This window comes from Kosakonia sp. YIM B13588 (assembly GCF_042788165.1).
In the GTDB taxonomy this organism is placed as follows: Bacteria; Pseudomonadota; Gammaproteobacteria; order Enterobacterales; family Enterobacteriaceae; genus Kosakonia; species Kosakonia sacchari.
On sequence record NZ_JBHZPO010000009.1, the window covers coordinates 186,280 to 203,847 of the forward strand.

Below are 17,568 nucleotides of genomic sequence, written 5' to 3' on the forward strand. Positions count from 1 at the left end.
CTGTTTCTCAGGCCAGTTCGCCTTTCACCAGCGGAACAAAGCGTACGGCTTCAACGGTATCAATAATGAATTCGCTTCCCCGCCGACGAACCCGCTTCAAATGCTGGAGTTCATCGCCCACGGGCAAAACGAGAATACCGCCGTCATCAAGCTGCGACATCAGCGCAGCCGGGATTTCCGGCGGTGCAGCGGTCACGATAATGGCGTCAAACGGCGCACGAGCCTGCCATCCCTGCCAGCCATCACCATGACGAGTAGAAACATTATGTAAATCAAGCTGCTTCAGGCGGCGACGCGCCTGCCATTGCAGCCCTTTGATGCGTTCAACCGAGCAAACATGATGCACCAGGCGCGCCAGAATTGCGGTCTGATACCCCGAACCGGTGCCAATTTCCAGCACCCGCGAGGCCGGTGTCAGTTCCAGTAGCTCGGTCATTCGCGCCACCATATAAGGCTGCGAAATGGTTTGCCCTTGACCAATAGGTAACGCGACGTTATCCCACGCTTTGTGTTCAAACGCCTCGTCGATAAATTTCTCGCGCGGCACTTGTGACAATGCCTCAAGCACCTGCTCGTTTTTAATGCCCTGCGCGCGTAATTGATTGAGGAGATCTTGTACGCGTTTGCTTACCATTGCCTGTTCACCCCGGCACGATCCAACCAACCCGACACCACATCATGCGCGCTGTAAGCGGTTAAATCCACATGCAGCGGCGTCACGGAAACATAACCTTCATCAACGGCGGCGAAATCGGTGTCCGGCCCGGCATCGCATTTCTCGCCGGGCGGGCCAATCCAGTAAAGCGTATTGCCGCGCGGATCTTGTTGTGGAATCACCTGATCCGCCGGATGGCGGCTACCACAACGCGTAACGCGAATGCCTTTGATCTCATCCAGCGGCAGATCCGGTACGTTAATATTCAAAATACGGCCGGTTCGCAGCGGTTCGCGACTTAACGCGCGCAAGATGGAACAGGTTACTGCTGCGGCGGTTTCATAATGCGTATGCCCGTTAAGCGACACCGCCAGCGCCGGGAATCCCAGGTGGCGCCCCTCCATCGCGGCAGCAACCGTACCGGAATAGATAACATCATCGCCAAGGTTCGGCCCGGCATTAATGCCAGACACCACCACATCCGGGCGCGGACGCATCAGCGCGTTAACGCCCAGAAAAACGCAATCGGTCGGCGTGCCCATTTGGACGGCGATATCGCCGTTTTCAAAGGTAAAAGTACGAAGCGAGGATTCAAGCGTCAGCGAATTAGACGCACCGCTGCGGTTACGATCGGGAGCGACGACCTGAACGTCGGCAAACTCTCTAAGAGCCTTTGCCAGCGTCTGGATACCTGGCGCGTGGATCCCGTCATCGTTACTCAGCAATATTCGCATAATCACCCGATGTGTTGATAAGTTCCCTGACGACACTGGTGGCAAAACTGCCCGCCGGAAGCCAGAACCGTAATTCGACGGTGATGTCATCCCACCAGTTCCAGCTCAATTTTTGCGGGTAGAGCAACATCGCGCGGCGCGCGGCTTCGACTTTCTCCCGCACCAGCAGCGCCTGTAGATCCGGCATATCAGCAACCGCCTGTCGTTCAAACGCCAGCGCGTCACGCTGTGTGCCCCACTCACCGCTGCCTGGCAGCGACGCGGTAATCATCAGCGCTTTCGCCTCAACGCGCGTTTGCAGTTCCGCCTGCTCTTCACACGTTGCAACAAACCAGCTGCCGCGCCCCGCTAATTGTAGCGCATCGCCGTCAACAACTTGATTAAAGTCTGTTTTTTTCAACCGCTCACTGACGATTTGATTAAACAACGCGCTACGCGCCGCCGACAACCAAAAACTGCGCTTGTTACGATCGCGCACCGGCGCATCGCTCTGCGCCCAGCGAAGCGCGCCTTGCAGGTTGCTGCCGCCGATGCCAAAGCGCTGAGCACCGAAATAATTCGGAACACCTTTCTCCGCGATGGCCTGCAAACGCGCGTCAACATCCGCACGGTCGCTGACTTCACGCAGTACCAGCGTAAACGCATTGCCCTGCAGCGCGCCAAGGCGCAGCTTGCGCTTGTGACGGGCATATTCCAGCACTTTGCAGCCTTCAAGCTGAAAGGCGCTGAGATCGGGCATCGCATTACCCGGTACGCGGGCACACAGCCACTGCTCAGTGACAGCGTGTTTATCTTTTTGCCCGGCAAAGCTCACTTCACGCGCGTGGATTTTAAGGAATTTGGCCAGCGCATCAGCCACAAAACGCGTATTGCAGCCATTTTTCAGGATGCGCACCAGAATATGCTCGCCTTCGCCATCAGGCTCAAAGCCAAGATCTTCCACCACCACGAAATCTTCCGGATTGGCTTTCAGAACGCCGCTTGCCACCGGTTTGCCATACAAAAATGTCAGGTTATCAAAATCTGTCATTTCGCCGCCTTCACCAACAGCGCCACCGCTTCACAAGCGATGCCTTCGCTGCGACCCGTAAAGCCGAGTTTCTCGGTGGTGGTGGCTTTGACGTTGACATCATCCATATGGCAGCCGAGATCTTCAGCGATAAACACGCGCATCTGCGGAATATGCGGCAACATTTTCGGTGCCTGGGCGATGATGGTGACATCGACGTTGCCAAGCGTATAGCCTTTCGCCTGAATGCGCCGCCAGGCTTCACGCAGCAGCTCGCGGCTGTCTGCCCCTTTGAACGCCGGATCGGTGTCCGGGAACAATTTGCCGATATCGCCGAGCGCCGCCGCGCCGAGCAGCGCGTCGGTCAACGCATGCAGCGCAACATCACCATCGGAGTGAGCCAGCAGGCCTTTTTCGAAGGGAATGCGTACACCGCCAATGATAATCGGGCCAACGCCTCCGAAGGCGTGTACGTCAAAACCGTGTCCAATGCGCATTATGCTTTCTCCTGGAGGTCAGCATGGGTCAAGTAGAATTCTGCAAGTCGTAAATCTTCGGGTCGGGTGACTTTAATATTATCCGCGCGTCCGGCGACCAGCTCCGGGTGAAAACCACAATACTCCAGCGCTGAGGCTTCATCAGTAATTACAGCGCCTTCATTCAGCGCGCGGGTCAGGCAGTCGTGCAGCAGCGGCAGCGGGAAAAACTGCGGCGTTAGCGCATGCCATAAGTCGTTGCGCTCAACGGTGTGAGCAATCGCGGTTTTACCGGGTTCGGCGCGCTTCATGGTGTCGCGCACCGGGGCGGCAAGAATTCCGCCCACGCGACTGGTTTCACTCAGCGCCAGCAGGCGGTTCAAATCATCCTGATGCAGACACGGCCGCGCGGCATCATGCACCAGTACCCACTGCGCGCCCGATACTGCCTTCAGGCCCGCCAGCACGGAATCCGCGCGCTCTGCGCCGCCGTTCACCACGATGATTTGCGGATGGCTGGCAAGGGGTAATTGCGCGAAACGTTCATCGCCAGGGCTGACCGCGATAATCACACGACTAACGCGCGGATGGGCGAGCAACGCGGCGACCGCGTGCTCAAGAATGGTTTTATCACCGATGGAGAGATACTGCTTAGGACATTCCGTTTGCATGCGGCGGCCAAATCCGGCGGCCGGCACCACGGCACAGACGTCCGGGATCATTGCTGACATGTCGTGAGTCCGGGATTATTTAAGGTCTGTTCTGCGTATTTTGTGTATTTTGCGTGTTTTGCGCTGAGCCCGACGCGCGCTTTGAGGCGTCCGGCACCAGACGATAAAATGTTTCGCCCGGCTTCGTCATCGTTAATTCGTTGCGAGCGCGTTCCTCAATCGCTTCCTGACCGCCATTGAGATCGTCAATTTCGGCGAAAAGCTGATCGTTACGCGATTTTAATTTGGCGTTTGTCGCCTGCTGTGCCGCCACATCTTCGCTGACGCGGCCGTAATCATGCAGACCATTCTTGCCGAACCACAGCGAATACTGTAGCCAGACCAGCAAAGCCAGCAATAGCAGCGTTAGTTTACCCATCCTGCCCCCTGAAAAACGGCATCATCATCCCATAACTTTTCGTCAGACTCCACTCCAGCCGGGTGATGCCGCACAAGCGCCAGACTTTACCATAAATGTCTGTCGATCCGTAGCCGGACACATTGCCTTAATGAGCGTTACGGTTTGACGCAGGGATTGCGTTAACCCATCAGCCACATAAACAGCACGCCGAACATGGCGATCACTGTCAGCAGTGTCGCCACGCTGCTGTAAAACAGCTTGCCATCGAGGAGCGAATGCAGCGCAATGCCAACCACGACGGATACGGGCATCAGGGCGAGAAAAAAAGGCCAGGTGTAGAGAAAGAAAAACAGCGTATTGGAGCCGTAAATCATGAACGGGATGCCGAGCGCCAGCAGCCATGCGACAAAGCCCACAACCGCTCCAGGGAACGACCATGTGGTGGCTTCATCGGTGGTGGTCGTCAACGACTGCGACCGTGGAATGGTGATGTTCTGACTGTTGCGCATATCTGATCCTGTTGCCTGTACGACCGGTAACGGAAATACACACTCTCATTCAGGCGGCGCAAACATCAACGCCGTGAAACCTGAAGATGGCGTGTATCGCCAGTACCGTCTCAGGATCTGATAATATCGCCCTGCCGGAGGAGGTCTAATAATTGGCTGACCAAATTTGTTACCAATTGTTCGCCGTCCAGGTGCACTTCCGGGGATTGCGGCGCTTCGTAAACCGAATCGATGCCGGTGAAGTTGCGAAGTTCACCCGCGCGCGCTTTCTTATACAACCCCTTAGGATCGCGCGCTTCGCAGATCTCCAGCGACGTATCAACAAACACCTCGATAAACCGCCCTTCTCCCAGACGCTCGCGCACCATTTGCCGCTCGGCGCGGTGCGGCGAGATAAACGCGGTGAGCACGACCAGACCGGCTTCAACCATCAATTTAGCCACTTCGCCCACGCGGCGGATATTCTCTTTGCGATCGGCATCGCTAAAGCCTAAATCGCTGCACAGCCCGTGGCGCACATTGTCGCCATCCAGCAAATAGGTGCTGACGCCCGCGCGGTGCAGCGCCTCTTCCAGCGCCCCCGCGACGGTCGATTTTCCCGAACCGGAAAGGCCGGTAAACCACAGCACAACCCCACGGTGACCGTGAAGTTGCTCGCGCGCATCAGGCGTCACCGGATGCGCGTGCCAGACGACATTTTCGTCATGCTGCGCCATTACTTGCCTCCCAGCAGATCGCGTGCGCCCCAGTGCGGGAAGTGCTTACGAATAAGCTGATTCAGTTCCAGTTCAAATGCGCTGAACTCGGATGTGCTGGCCTGTTTCTGAACATGAACATCACGCACCATTCCTGCGCCAACGGTCACGTTACTCAGGCGGTCGATAAAGATAATGCCGCCAGTCACCGGGTTCTGCTGGTAAGCATCCAGTGTCAGCGGCTCGTCAAACGTCAGATCCACCAGCCCAATACCGTTAAGCGGCAACGTTTCTACCTGGCGCTGCGTCAGATTGTTGATGTCCACCTGGTAGTGAATGCCATCAATACGGGCGCGCGTTTTTTTGCCTGCCACTTTGATGTCATAACTCTGACCCGGTTGCAGCGGCTGTTCCGCCATCCACACCACATCCAGCGATGCGCCCTGCACCGCAGGCAGCGTTTCCTGCGCATCCAGAATCAAGTCGCCACGGCTGATATCGATCTCATCTTTTAGCACCAGCGTAATCGCTTCACCCGCTGAGGCTTCCTGTAAATCACCGTCAAACGTTACGATGCGGGCGATGGTCGACTCGACGCCAGACGGCAGCACTTTGATACGCTGACCGACTTTCACCACGCCGGAGGCGAGCGTACCGGAGAAACCACGGAAATCGAGGTTTGGGCGGTTCACATACTGCACCGGGAAGCGCATCGGCTGGGTATCCACCACACGCTGGATTTCTACGGTTTCCAGCACTTCCAGCAGCGTCGGGCCGCTGTACCACGGCATTTTCGCGCTCTGGCTGGCGACGTTATCCCCTTCCAGCGCCGACAGCGGCACAAAGCGGATATCGAGGTTGCCCGGCAGTTGCCCGGCAAAAGTCAGGTAATCCTGACGAATGTTGTCGAACGTCTCTTCGCTGAAGTCCACCAGGTCCATTTTATTGACGGCAACCACCAGGTGTTTAATGCCAAGCAGCGTGGAGATAAAGCTGTGGCGGCGCGTTTGATCCAGCACGCCTTTGCGCGCGTCGATCAGCAAGATCGCCAGATCGCAGGTTGACGCGCCGGTCGCCATATTACGGGTGTACTGCTCATGCCCCGGCGTATCGGCGATGATAAATTTGCGTTTTTCGGTAGAGAAATAGCGGTACGCCACATCAATGGTAATGCCCTGTTCGCGCTCCGCTTGCAGGCCATCTACCAGCAGCGCGAGATCGAGTTTTTCACCCTGGGTGCCGTGACGTTTGCTGTCGTTGTGCAGCGTGGAGAGCTGATCTTCGTAGATCTGGCGGGTATCGTGCAGCAGACGGCCAATCAGTGTACTTTTGCCATCATCGACGCTGCCGCAGGTTAAAAAGCGCAGCATGCTTTTGTGCTGCTGGGCATGAAGATATGCTTCGACGCCGCCTTCATTGGCAATCTGTTGTGCAATCGTGGTGTTCATGGCGGCTCCTTAGAAGTATCCCTGACGTTTTTTCAGCTCCATGGAGCCGGCCTGGTCGCGGTCAATCACGCGCCCCTGACGTTCACTGGTCGTTGAAACCAGCATCTCTTCGATAATCTCCGGCAGCGTTTGTGCGTTTGATTCCACCGCGCCGGTCAACGGCCAGCAGCCAAGCGTACGGAAACGCACCATCCGTTTTTCGATCACTTCACCGGGCTGCAGATCGATCCGGTCATCGTCGATCATCATCAGCATGCCGTCGCGCTCCAGCACCGGGCGTTCCGCCGCCAGATACAACGGAACGATGTCGATATTTTCCAGGAAGATATACTGCCAGATATCCAGCTCGGTCCAGTTAGAGAGCGGGAACACGCGAATACTTTCGCCTTTGTTGATCTGGCCGTTGTAGTTATGCCACAGCTCCGGGCGCTGGTTTTTCGGATCCCAGCGGTGGAAACGGTCGCGGAAGGAGTAAATGCGCTCTTTGGCGCGCGATTTCTCTTCGTCACGACGTGCGCCGCCAAACGCCGCATCAAAACCGTACTTGTTCAGCGCCTGCTTCAGCCCTTCAGTTTTCATGATATCGGTGTGTTTGGCGCTGCCGTGTACGAACGGGTTAATGCCCATCGCCACCCCTTCCGGGTTTTTATGCACCAGCAACTCGCAGCCGTAGGCCTTTGCGGTACGGTCACGGAATTCGTACATCTCACGGAATTTCCAGCCGGTATCCACGTGCAGCAGCGGGAACGGCAGCGTACCTGGGTAGAAGGCTTTGCGTGCCAGATGCAGCATCACGCTGGAATCTTTGCCGATGGAGTACATCATCACCGGGTTGGAAAATTCGGCGGCCACTTCGCGGATAATATGGATGCTTTCCGCCTCCAGTTGTCGCAGGTGAGTGAGTCGTTTTTGATCCATAACCATTCCTTAAGCCAGATTAATCACGGAGGCGTCAAACGCATCCGTCGCTGTCGTATGCTGGAACCAGGCGAGTTCGCGATGCAGCCCAACCACCTCGCCTACCACCAGCAGGGCAGGCATCGGGGCGGCTTTCGCCAGTTCCTCAAGTTGTTCTAATGTGCCGGTAGCAACGTGTTGATCCACGCGCGTACCGCGGGAAATCACCGCCACCGGCGTTGTTTCGTCACGCCCGTGGGCAATCAGCTGTTCGCTGATTTCAGCCGCCTTCATCGTGCCCATATAAATCGTCAGCGTCTGGCGGCTCTGCGCCAGTTGCGACCAGTCAAACGGCGCGCTGCCGGCTTTATAATGGCCGGTTACAAACGTAACGCTCTGGGCAAAATCCCGGTGCGTCAGCGGGATGCCTGCATAGGCTGTCGCACCCGATGCTGCCGTAACGCCCGGCACCACCTGAAAAGGAATGCCCGACGCAGCCGCCGCCTGTAGCTCTTCGCCGCCGCGTCCGAAGATAAACGGATCGCCACCTTTCAGACGCACCACCGTTTTTCCCTCGCGCGCCGCGCCCACCAACATGCGGTTGGTATCATGCTGCGCGACAGCGTGCGAACCGGCACGTTTACCGACGCAGATTTTCTCTGCATCTCGCCGCACCAGTTCCAGCACCGCATCGCTCACGAGGTGGTCATAAAACACGACGTCTGCCTGCTGGATAACCTGTAAACCCCGCAACGTCAGCAACCCTGCGTCACCCGGCCCGGCACCGACAAGAATGATTTCACCGCCGCTTGAGCCAGGTTGCGCCAGCTCCGCTTCCAGCGCTTTTTCCGCTGCCGGTTCGTCACCCGCCGCCATCAGGCTGGCAAAACGCCCGCGAAAAGCGGTTTCCCAAAAACGACGCCGCTCATCGGTAGTGCGACGAAACGCTTTGATGCGCGTCCGCCAGCGCCCGGCAACTTCCGCCATGCGCCCGAGATTTCCCGGCAGCAGCGCTTCAATCTTTTCACGCAGTAACCGCGCCAGCACCGGCGCATTACCGCCGGAAGAGATAGCCACCAGTAACGGCGAACGATCCACAATCGACGGGAAAATAAAGGAGCACAGCGGTTGGTCATCCACAACATTCACCAACCGATGACGCGCATTGGCGGCGTCAAACACCCGGCGATTCAGCGCCGAATCGTTGGTCGCGGCAATCACCAGGAAAACCGCGTCCAGCTGTGATTCGTCAAACTCGGTAGCCAGCCAGTGAATGGATTGCGCATCGGCAAGTTGCTGCAACTGCGGTTCCAGCCGTTGCGCTACCACTTGCACATGTGCGCCAGCCCGACGCAAAAAGGCGATTTTGCGCGCGGCGATTTCGCCGCCGCCAATCACTAAAACGGGGCGGTCTTTTACAGCAGCAAATAACGGCAGGTAATCCACAACGCAGTAACTCACTCAAGGCCAGCAATAGAGGGACTATAGGGGGCGGTTTAGAACGAATGAAATTACGAATTGGAATGAGTAGTTCCGCAAAGGAATAACGCTTGTGCAAAGCAAATATCAAAAAGTGCTTAACATCAACATTTTCGGAAGGTTAAGAAGAAATGAAATTGTGTAAAGCGGGTCACAGTTTCATACTAAGCGCGGTAAAAATTCTGCTGCTTAAAGGACTCACTATGTTTTCCGCATTGCGCCTCCGTACCGCTGCCCTGGCGCTCGGCGTATGCTTTATCCTCCCGGTTTCTGCCCGCACCGCTCAACCCGGCGACTTTGCAACTGAGCAGGCTCGTCACATTGCCACCCTGTTCCCGGGACGAATGACCGGCACCCCCGCTGAAATGCTCTCTGCGGATTATGTTCAGCAACAGTTTGAACAAATGGGCTACCAGAGCGATATCCGCAAATTCAAAACCCGTTACCGCTATACGGCGAAAGATAACCAGCAGAACTGGCAAAACGTTACCGGCAGCACGGTGATTGCCGCGCATGAAGGCAAACTGCCGCAGCAGATCATTATCATGGCGCACCTCGATACCTATGCGCCGCGCAGCGATGCGGATGTTGATAACAACCTCGGCGGTTTAACGCTGCAGGGTATAGACGATAACGCGGCGGCTGTGGGCGTAATGCTGGAACTGGCACAAGCACTGAAGCAGACACCAACGCAATACGGTATTCGTTTTGTCGCCACCAGTGGCGAAGAGGAAGGCCAGCTTGGCGCAGAGAGCTATCTTGCGCGAATGAGCGACAAAGAGCGCAAAAACACGCTGCTGGTGATCAACATGAATAACCTGATCGTCGGCGACAAGCTCTACTTTACCAGCGGGAAAAACACGCCGGCGTCGGTACGCAAACTGACGCGGGATCGGGCACTGGCCATTGCCCGTTCGCACGGCATTCAGGCGTTGAGCGCCCCGGTCACTACCACCAAAAGCAACCACAGCGCTAATGATGCGCAGGTGTTTGATCAGGCCTCTATTCCGGTGCTGTCGGTGGAAGCGACAAACTGGTCGCTGGGTCTGAAAGACGGCAACCAGCAGCGCGCCAAATCCAAAACTTTCCCGGAAGGCGTGAGCCACCATAATGCCCGGCTGGATAACCAGCAGTATATCGACCAGGCATTGCCAGGCCGCATTGAGCGCCGCAGCCGCGACGTGGTGCGCATCATGCTGCCGCTGGTGAGCGAACTGGCGAAAACCACCAAAAATTAACGCCAGCATTGCTGGCGTTATCTTGCAGATCCCACGAACCCGTCCTCAGTGCAAAAACTGAAACGAAAAGGCTTTTGCACATCGTCCGGGTTCACAAGATAGTCTGGCGGCTAGCGCTCGTCGCGACGCCCACCTACCGCAGCCCACATTCTGCGCACATGCACCGTCACTTCTTCACGGTCATGATACAGCTGACGCGCCTGAATCTGTGCGGCGATGTTATGTTCATCCAGCTGCGCCTGAATATACGCCAGGTTGTTCGACACCTCTTCGTAGCGTTTTTTCATTGGCAGCTTGAGGTTGAAAATGGTTTCCCGACACCAGCCATTGGTCAGCCACTGCGCCATCAGCGCGGCGACTTTCGCCGGTTTCTCCACCATGTCGCACACCATCCACGAAATGTTGTTGCGGTTCGGGCGATAGCGGAAACCATCTTCACGCAGCCAGGTCACCTGACCGGTATCCATCAGGCTTTGCGCCATCGGACCGTTATCCACTGACGCTACCCACATGTTGCGTTTCACCAGCTGATAGGTCCAGCCACCGGGACACGCACCGAGATCCACCGCGTACATACCATTTGCCAGGCGTTCGTCCCACTCGTCTGCCGGAATAAAGACGTGGAACGCCTCTTCCAGTTTCAACGTTGAACGGCTTGGCGCATCGGACGGAAACTTCAGACGCGGGATGCCCATATAGAACGGCGAGTTGTTAAAGGAGTACGAATAACCGGTGTAGCAACAGCCCGGTGCAATAAAGAACACGTGAACGACCGGGCGCTTCACTGAATCACTACGCGCCAGGATGCCCGCTTCCCGCAGCGCACTGCGCAGCGGAACGGTAAACTTGCGGCAGAACTTCATCAACTCTTTGCTTTCGTTGGTATCGGCCACTTCGACACGCAAATCGCCGCCTTTATCTACGACGCCCTGCAACATGCCGACGATCGGCGTAATGCGATCTTCCTGCGGTAAGTCGCGCAGCAACTCGCCCACGACAAACATCTGACGGGCAAAAATCAGCGAACTGAATGGCAGCTCGCGCGCCAGTTTGTCGGCGTCGTTTTCCTGATAGCACTCAAAAACAACATAACCCGCGTTCTCTTTCACACGCGCGAAACCGAACACCTCAAGGCGACCGGCTTTATCGGTAATTTCTGCTGCGCACTCTTTCTCAAAACCCGGGCGGCACAACAACACCACTTTATTCATGAACAACGCCCCTACGTTTCAGACGAATTGCGCCAACTAACATTAATGCCCAGCCGATGAGAAAACAGACGCCACCGACCGGCGTAACAAACGCCCACAAGCGTAAATGCGAGAGCGCCAGGCAATAAAGGCTGCCGCTAAACAACACGGTGCCGAACGCCAAAAAAACGCTGCTCCAGTAAAACCAGATGCTGATGCGGCGTTGCATCGCCACCGCAAGTCCAAACACCGCAAGCGTGTGGAACGCCTGATATTCGAGCCCGGTCTGGATCCAACTCATCTCCACCACGCCCAAAGATTTACGTAACACGTGCGCGCCGAAAGCTCCCAGCGCGACAAACACAAAACCGCTTACCGCGGCAAAAATCAGCATAAAACGGCTGGTCATGTGAGTACCCTAAAAGTCATACGCGCCGTACGCGCGCGAATTATTGTTCGTAACGGAAACGGAACTTTTCCTGTTCGCTGGCCGCCTTTGCCAGGATCCACTGACGAAAGGCGGCTATTTTACCCAGTTCTGCCTGGCTGTCATGACAAACCAGATAAAACGCGTTCTTACTGACCAGAACATCATTAAACGGGCAGACCAGACGGCCTGCTTCAATTTCAGACTGCGCCATTACATTGTTGGCCAGCGCGATCCCCTGTCCATGGATGGCAGCCTGCAGCACCATAGAGCTGTGGCTGAAAATAGGTCCTTGCTGAACGTTAAGATTAAGACCTAACTGGCGCGTATAAGTTTGCCAGTCGCGACGAGAAGCGTCATGCAGCAAGGTGTGATGTGCCAGATCCTCTGGCTTTTTCAATGCCTTATCACCGGTGAGTAATAATGGCGAGCAGACCGGCAGCAAGTATTCTGCGTACAATTTTTCCACACGCAAGCCAGGCCAGTTGCCGCGACCGTAAAAAATCGCCACGTCGACATCGTCCGCCAGTTTGTCCTCTTCGCGGTCAACCGCCTGGATACGCACGTCGATTCCCGGATAAGCTGAGTTAAAGCTAGAGAGCCTCGGCACCAGCCATTGAATGGCAAAACTGGGCAATAAACTTACAGTGAGCGCGCCTTTTGCACTGCGTGCTTGTAGCTTTCGCGTAGCCTCATTGAGCTGGGAAAATATCTCTTTGATATCCTGAAAATAACTCTGACCTTCCTCGGTGAGCAGCAGCGAACGGTTGCGTCGACGGAACAATTTCAGGCCGAGAAAATCCTCGAGAGACTTGATTTGGTGGCTTACTGCGGCCTGCGTCACAAAAAGCTCATCGGCGGCACGAGTAAAACTCAGATGGCGGGCAGCGGCATCAAAAACACGTAATGCATTCAGTGGTGGTAATCGCTTGGACATGGTTATCAGGCTTAGATGTAAAGGCAATTTAACAAACAGGAAACAGTGTTTAACCTATTAGTTTTTTTTATCTGAGCCATTATAAATTGTCCGTTGAGCTTCTACCAGCAAATACCTATAGTGGCGGCACTTCCTGAGCCGGAACGAGAAGCTTTTTTTGGAATGCGTGTTCTGAAGGGCTTTTGGCTTACGGTTGTGATGTTGTGTTGTTGTGTTTGCAATTTGGTCTGCTATTCAGACCCCGGTAGCGACGCTACCCCTTTTTCACTTCCTGTACATTTACCCTGTCTGTCCATAGTGATTAATGTAGCACCGCAAGATTGCGGTGCTTTTTTTTGCCTGAAATCAGGGTTATTTCTCCAGCGCGACCATCTCTTTAACGTCGGTACGGTTGATCTGTTGCTCATTACCGTTGGCGTCTTTATAAGAGATCATGCCGGTCTGATCGTCGGTTTTCGGTTTACCTTCCGAAATAATCGTACGACCATCGTTGGTATGTAATGCATAGTTCGGGCTGGAACAGGCGCTCAGGGCAAAAGCAAAAGCACATGCAGAAATAATTGCGGCAGCCTTTTTCATCTTCTTCTCCTTCTGGCAATTAATGCTGTGAAATACTCTTCATGGAAGAGTCTCGAACGATTAACTAACACTATTCAGCATAACCTGCTTACCGAACTCTGCCAGGACAAACAGATAATTCCGATGGTTATCAACTGCCTTGCTACGACCGAAAAATTGCGCGACGATCTGAGGAATTAGATGAGGAATCGCATGAACGCATTTAACCCAGCGCACTTTCGCGCGCAGTTTCCGGCGCTTGCCGATGCGGGCGTCTATCTCGACAGCGCCGCTACCGCCCTGAAGCCGCAAGCCGTGATTGACGCCACGCAACAGTTCTACAGCCTGAGCGCTGGCAACGTGCATCGCAGCCAGTTCGCGCAGGCGCAACAGCTCACCGCCCGCTATGAAGCGGCGCGCGAACAGGTTGCCGCCCTCCTTAACGCACCGTCCGGGAAAAATATCGTCTGGACGCGCGGCACCACTGAAGCCATCAATATGGTCGCGCAATGCTACGTCCGCCCGCGTCTGCAAGCCGGGGATGAAATCCTCGTCAGTGAAGCGGAACACCACGCGAACCTGGTGCCGTGGCTGATGGTCGCACAGCAGACCGGTGCAAAAGTGGTGAAATTACCGCTGGGTGCAGACCACCTGCCGGATATCGCACAATTACCGCAGTTAATTACCCCACGTAGCCGGATTCTGGCGCTCGGACAGATGTCCAATGTCACCGGCGGTTGCCCGGATATGGAACGCGCCATTACTCTCGCGCATGCGGCAGGCATGGTGGTGGTGGTTGACGGCGCACAAGGCGTGGTGCATTTCCCGGCGAACGTGCAGCGTCTGGATATCGATTTTTACGCCTTCTCCGGCCACAAGCTATATGGACCAAACGGCATCGGTGCGTTGTACGGCAAAGCGGAACTGCTCAATGAAATGACACCGTGGCTCGGCGGCGGCAAGATGATTACCGAAGTGACGTTTGATGGCTTCACCACACAACCGGTGCCGTACAAGCTGGAAGCCGGGACGCCTAACGTCGCAGGGGTAATTGGTTTAAGCGCCGCGCTCGAGTGGCTGGATACGCTGGATATCGCCCAGGCGGAGAGCTACAGCCGAGGTTTAGCCACGCTTGCGGAGGAGCAACTGGCGCAGCGTCCGGGTTTCCGCTCTTTCCGCTGCCAGGATTCCAGCCTGTTGGCCTTCGATTTCGACGGTATTCACCACAGCGATATGGTGACGCTCCTTGCCGGTTACGGCATCGCGCTGCGTGCCGGACAACACTGCGCGCAACCATTGCTGGCGGCGCTGGGGGTCAGTGGTACGCTGCGCGCTTCATTTGCCCCATACAATACGCAACACGATGTTGATGCGCTGATAGCCGCTGTTGATCGCGCGCTCGACATTCTGGGGGATGCATGACCAGCCCAGCTTTTGCCGGACATCCGTTCGGCACGGTGGTAACCGAAGAGACGCTGCGCCAGACATTTGGCGCGCTCAACCAGTGGGAAGAGAAATATCGCCAGTTGATCCTGCTCGGCAAACAACTGCCTGCGGCGGCGGACGAATTAAAAGCGCAGGCGCGGGAAATTCCCGGCTGCGAAAACCGTGTCTGGCTGGGTTCCACGCTCGGCGCGGACGGGAAAATGCACTTTTTTGGCGACAGTGAAGGCCGCATCGTGCGTGGATTGCTGGCGGTTCTGCTCACCGCAGTAGAAGGCAAGCACCCGCAAGCGCTGGTGGAAAACGATCCGCTGGCGCTGTTCGATGAGCTGGGCTTACGCACCCAGCTTAGCGCGTCACGTAGCCAGGGGCTTGCGGCGCTGGCTGGCGCCGTGCAGGAAGCAGCCCGTCAGGCGCTGGCCTGACGTTCCGCTTTCGCCATCAGTTTTTTCAGCGCGTGGGAGACCGCGATAAAGCCAAATGTCGCGGTCACCATGGTCGCCGCGCCGAAACCGGCAGCGCAATCCATACGTTTTGGCCCTTCCGCCGTGCTTTTCATTGCACACACGGAGCCATCCGCCTGCGGATAAACCAGCGCTTCGGTGGAAAATACGCAATCCACGCCCAGCTTGCCTTTGCTGTTCTTGACCACGCCAAAATCGCTTTTTAACCGCTCGCGCAGTTTCGCCGCCAGCGGATCCTGAATAGTTTTCGCCAGATCGCTCACCTGGATCTGTGTCGGATCGATCTGCCCACCCGCGCCGCCGGTCATTACCAGCGGGATCTTATTGCGTCGGCAGTAAGCAATGAGCGCCGCTTTTGGGCGCACACTATCAATCGCATCAATCACATAGCTGTAATCACGGCTCATTAACTGTGCGACGTTATCGGCAGTGACAAAATCATCGACCACCGTCACCCGGCACTCCGGGTTTATCTGGCGAATACGTTCCGCCATCACCTCGGCTTTCGCCAGCCCCACATTTTCACGCAGAGCATGGATTTGCCGGTTGGTGTTCGTCACGCAGACATCATCCATATCAATCAGCGTGATAGCGCCAATGCCGGTGCGCGCCAGCGCTTCTGCCGCCCATGAGCCAACACCGCCAATGCCCACCACACAGATGTGCGCGTCGGCAAACCACTGCAGCGCTTTTTCACCATACAACCGCGCGGTGCCGCCAAAGCGCTGGCGCCAGGCGTCACTGATTACTGCTGACATAAACAAACCTCAAGATGAAACGAAAGACCCTCTTCCGGAGCCGGAAGAGGGTGCGAGTGTAGCACACTCAGCCGCTGAACACGCCGCCGCCAGCGCTGGTGCCGGGAGCGTTTTTCAACACCCAAACGCGGCCGTAATGGTTGTACCATCCGGCGCGATGACCCGCATCCGGGCCAATGCCCTGATAAATATCGAAGTGCTGGCCTTTGATTGCGCCACCGACATCGAGCGCCACCATCAGGCGCAGCTCATACTTGCCGTTGAATTTGCCGTTATTATCCAGCTGCGGCACTTCCGCCAGCAGCGTCGTGCCCGGCGGAATAATCGACCGGTCGGAAGCGACAGAAGCGCGACCGATCAGCGGCACCGCGCTGGCACCTTTTACCGGCGCCCAGGATTGCGGTTTAAAGAAGACGAACGAGGCGTTCTCTTCCAGCAATGCGCGAACTTCCGCTTCGCTGTGTTTTTCGCCCCATTCGCGAATTGCCTGCATCGACATATCTTCGCGCTTCACTTCACCACGGTCGATCAGCACCTTGCCGATGCTGCGGTAGGCGTGGCCGTTTTTCCCGGCATAGCTGAAGAAGTTAAGCGGGCTGCCGTCGCCAAAATCGATATAGCCGCTGCCCTGCACATCCATAATAAAGTTGTCCATCAGCGAGTTGCTGTACGCCAGCACATAGCTGTCGCTGAGCGCGCCGGCGTAGATTTCCGCGCGGGACGGCAGGCGGCCGCGTTTAGACGGCATACGGTAAATCGGGTACTGGAACTCGCCCTGGCGTGTATGGCGCGCCTGCACAACCGGCGTGTAGTAACCGGTGAATTGTACGTTGCCATAGTTGTCGGTGCCTTCCATTTGCCAGGCGTCGAGACCGTACTGGCGCAAATTACGCGTGTCACCGCCGGTCATCAGCCACGACTGAATCGCGTTATAGACGCCGCTCTGGCTGCCGTAGAGGCGCGGTGAGGCGCTACGAATTTGATTAACCTGCTCGGAGAAATCTCCGGCGTTGATTGGCGCACCTACGGCGTCAGGTTGATTGACCAGGGAAAAAGGCTGGGAAAATTTTCCGTCTTTATACTGTTGACCGCGATCGGTCGGTTTTGAAGAGCAGGCCGCGAGAATTGCCACCATTGCGCCTGTGAGTGCGAACTTAACCCAACGTCCTTTCATTATCTCTCATCTTCTGATTAACCCGGAGCGGGGTGAAGATAACAAACCCCACCCGCTAATGAAATGCGCCAGCACGACTCGGCGCTAATTTAGTGCAAAAAATAAACTGATTGTATTGTTTTTACACACAATCCCGCCAATTATGCGATCCAGGCAAAAAAAAGGTTGCATCAAAACGTTTGCAGAGTATAGTGCGCATCCACGGACGCGGGGTGGAGCAGCCTGGTAGCTCGTCGGGCTCATAACCCGAAGGTCGTCGGTTCAAATCCGGCCCCCGCAACCAATTAAAATGTGAAGAAAAAAGTTTACATGACGGAAGTGTAAACAAGACGGACGCGGGGTGGAGCAGCCTGGTAGCTCGTCGGGCTCATAACCCGAAGGTCGTCGGTTCAAATCCGGCCCCCGC

20 protein-coding genes and 1 tRNA gene are annotated in these 17,568 nt (G+C 56.0%); 4 read left to right on the forward strand and 17 right to left on the reverse strand.

The window, feature by feature from the left end:
- Positions 1 to 7: 7 nt before the first annotated feature.
- From ACFX4U_RS16595 to cysG, 11 genes are all read right to left on the reverse strand, one after another.
- Complete coding sequence (locus tag ACFX4U_RS16595) at positions 8 to 634, reverse strand: protein-L-isoaspartate(D-aspartate) O-methyltransferase (RefSeq protein WP_017457717.1); 627 nt, start codon at positions 632 to 634, stop codon at positions 8 to 10.
- The gene (surE, locus tag ACFX4U_RS16600; RefSeq protein WP_349350427.1) at positions 628 to 1,389 is read right to left on the reverse strand and encodes a 5'/3'-nucleotidase SurE; all 762 of its coding nucleotides are present in this window, start codon (positions 1,387 to 1,389) and stop codon (positions 628 to 630) included. Before surE ends, ACFX4U_RS16595 begins: the two co-directional genes overlap by 7 nt.
- On the reverse strand, positions 1,370 to 2,419 hold the full coding sequence (gene truD / locus ACFX4U_RS16605) for a tRNA pseudouridine(13) synthase TruD (protein ID WP_313510848.1): 1,050 nt from the start codon (positions 2,417 to 2,419) through the stop codon (positions 1,370 to 1,372). The genes surE and truD overlap by 20 nt, the downstream gene beginning before the upstream one ends.
- A complete protein-coding gene (gene ispF, locus ACFX4U_RS16610) occupies positions 2,416 to 2,895 on the reverse strand; it encodes a 2-C-methyl-D-erythritol 2,4-cyclodiphosphate synthase (RefSeq protein WP_313510845.1) in 480 nt (159 codons plus the stop codon). The genes truD and ispF overlap by 4 nt, the downstream gene beginning before the upstream one ends.
- Positions 2,895 to 3,605, reverse strand: coding sequence for a 2-C-methyl-D-erythritol 4-phosphate cytidylyltransferase (gene ispD / locus ACFX4U_RS16615; RefSeq protein ID WP_313510843.1), 711 nt, complete (start codon positions 3,603 to 3,605; stop codon positions 2,895 to 2,897). The genes ispF and ispD overlap by 1 nt, the downstream gene beginning before the upstream one ends.
- A gap of 19 nt (positions 3,606 to 3,624) precedes the next feature.
- Positions 3,625 to 3,963 (reverse strand): cell division protein FtsB, encoded by a 339-nt coding sequence (gene ftsB / locus ACFX4U_RS16620; RefSeq protein ID WP_017457712.1) that lies wholly within the window; start codon positions 3,961 to 3,963, stop codon positions 3,625 to 3,627.
- Positions 3,964 to 4,124: 161 nt separating this feature from the next.
- Positions 4,125 to 4,454: a DUF3561 family protein gene (locus ACFX4U_RS16625; RefSeq protein ID WP_313510841.1), complete on the reverse strand. Its 330-nt coding sequence runs from the start codon at positions 4,452 to 4,454 to the stop codon at positions 4,125 to 4,127.
- Between the two features lie 110 nt (positions 4,455 to 4,564).
- Positions 4,565 to 5,170: an adenylyl-sulfate kinase gene (cysC, locus tag ACFX4U_RS16630; protein ID WP_313510838.1), complete on the reverse strand. Its 606-nt coding sequence runs from the start codon at positions 5,168 to 5,170 to the stop codon at positions 4,565 to 4,567.
- Positions 5,170 to 6,597 (reverse strand): sulfate adenylyltransferase subunit CysN, encoded by a 1,428-nt coding sequence (gene cysN / locus ACFX4U_RS16635; RefSeq protein ID WP_313510836.1) that lies wholly within the window; start codon positions 6,595 to 6,597, stop codon positions 5,170 to 5,172. The genes cysC and cysN overlap by 1 nt, the downstream gene beginning before the upstream one ends.
- 9 nt (positions 6,598 to 6,606) lie before the next feature.
- Positions 6,607 to 7,515, reverse strand: coding sequence for a sulfate adenylyltransferase subunit CysD (gene cysD / locus ACFX4U_RS16640; protein ID WP_017457708.1), 909 nt, complete (start codon positions 7,513 to 7,515; stop codon positions 6,607 to 6,609).
- A 9-nt stretch (positions 7,516 to 7,524) separates the two neighbouring features.
- Positions 7,525 to 8,940, reverse strand: coding sequence for a siroheme synthase CysG (gene cysG / locus ACFX4U_RS16645; protein WP_313510850.1), 1,416 nt, complete (start codon positions 8,938 to 8,940; stop codon positions 7,525 to 7,527).
- Positions 8,941 to 9,176: 236 nt separating this feature from the next.
- Here cysG and ACFX4U_RS16650 point away from each other — a divergent pair, with 236 nt between their 5' ends.
- The gene (locus ACFX4U_RS16650) at positions 9,177 to 10,211 is read left to right on the forward strand and encodes an aminopeptidase (RefSeq protein ID WP_313510830.1); all 1,035 of its coding nucleotides are present in this window, start codon (positions 9,177 to 9,179) and stop codon (positions 10,209 to 10,211) included.
- A gap of 110 nt (positions 10,212 to 10,321) precedes the next feature.
- On the opposite strand, the gene rlmM is transcribed toward ACFX4U_RS16650, so the two are convergent.
- From rlmM to ACFX4U_RS16670, 4 genes are all read right to left on the reverse strand, one after another.
- On the reverse strand, positions 10,322 to 11,422 hold the full coding sequence (rlmM, locus tag ACFX4U_RS16655) for a 23S rRNA (cytidine(2498)-2'-O)-methyltransferase RlmM (protein ID WP_305735137.1): 1,101 nt from the start codon (positions 11,420 to 11,422) through the stop codon (positions 10,322 to 10,324).
- On the reverse strand, positions 11,415 to 11,810 hold the full coding sequence (locus tag ACFX4U_RS16660; protein ID WP_305735136.1) for a DUF423 domain-containing protein: 396 nt from the start codon (positions 11,808 to 11,810) through the stop codon (positions 11,415 to 11,417). The genes rlmM and ACFX4U_RS16660 overlap by 8 nt, the downstream gene beginning before the upstream one ends.
- Positions 11,811 to 11,850: 40 nt before the next feature.
- Complete coding sequence (gene gcvA / locus ACFX4U_RS16665; protein ID WP_017457703.1) at positions 11,851 to 12,765, reverse strand: glycine cleavage system transcriptional regulator GcvA; 915 nt, start codon at positions 12,763 to 12,765, stop codon at positions 11,851 to 11,853.
- 351 nt (positions 12,766 to 13,116) lie between these two features.
- Entirely contained in the window at positions 13,117 to 13,344 is a 228-nt protein-coding gene (locus tag ACFX4U_RS16670) for a YgdI/YgdR family lipoprotein (RefSeq protein WP_017457702.1), read from the reverse strand.
- A 192-nt stretch (positions 13,345 to 13,536) separates the two neighbouring features.
- Between ACFX4U_RS16670 and csdA the strand changes: the two genes are divergently transcribed.
- Both csdA and csdE read left to right on the forward strand, forming a co-directional pair.
- Positions 13,537 to 14,745 (forward strand): cysteine desulfurase CsdA, encoded by a 1,209-nt coding sequence (gene csdA / locus ACFX4U_RS16675; RefSeq protein WP_313511239.1) that lies wholly within the window; start codon positions 13,537 to 13,539, stop codon positions 14,743 to 14,745.
- On the forward strand, positions 14,742 to 15,191 hold the full coding sequence (gene csdE / locus ACFX4U_RS16680; protein WP_313511238.1) for a cysteine desulfurase sulfur acceptor subunit CsdE: 450 nt from the start codon (positions 14,742 to 14,744) through the stop codon (positions 15,189 to 15,191). Before csdA ends, csdE begins: the two co-directional genes overlap by 4 nt.
- Here csdE and tcdA read toward each other — a convergent pair.
- Together tcdA and mltA are read right to left on the reverse strand one after the other, a co-directional pair.
- Positions 15,176 to 15,988 carry a tRNA cyclic N6-threonylcarbamoyladenosine(37) synthase TcdA gene (gene tcdA / locus ACFX4U_RS16685; protein ID WP_313511237.1) on the reverse strand — a complete coding sequence of 271 codons (813 nt, stop codon included), beginning with the start codon at positions 15,986 to 15,988 and terminating at the stop codon, positions 15,176 to 15,178. The genes csdE and tcdA overlap by 16 nt on opposite strands.
- A gap of 67 nt (positions 15,989 to 16,055) precedes the next feature.
- Positions 16,056 to 17,162: a murein transglycosylase A gene (gene mltA, locus ACFX4U_RS16690; RefSeq protein ID WP_313511236.1), complete on the reverse strand. Its 1,107-nt coding sequence runs from the start codon at positions 17,160 to 17,162 to the stop codon at positions 16,056 to 16,058.
- A gap of 206 nt (positions 17,163 to 17,368) precedes the next feature.
- Here mltA and ACFX4U_RS16695 point away from each other — a divergent pair.
- Positions 17,369 to 17,445: transfer RNA gene (locus ACFX4U_RS16695), tRNA-Met, on the forward strand.
- The last annotated feature ends 123 nt before the right edge of the window (positions 17,446 to 17,568 follow it).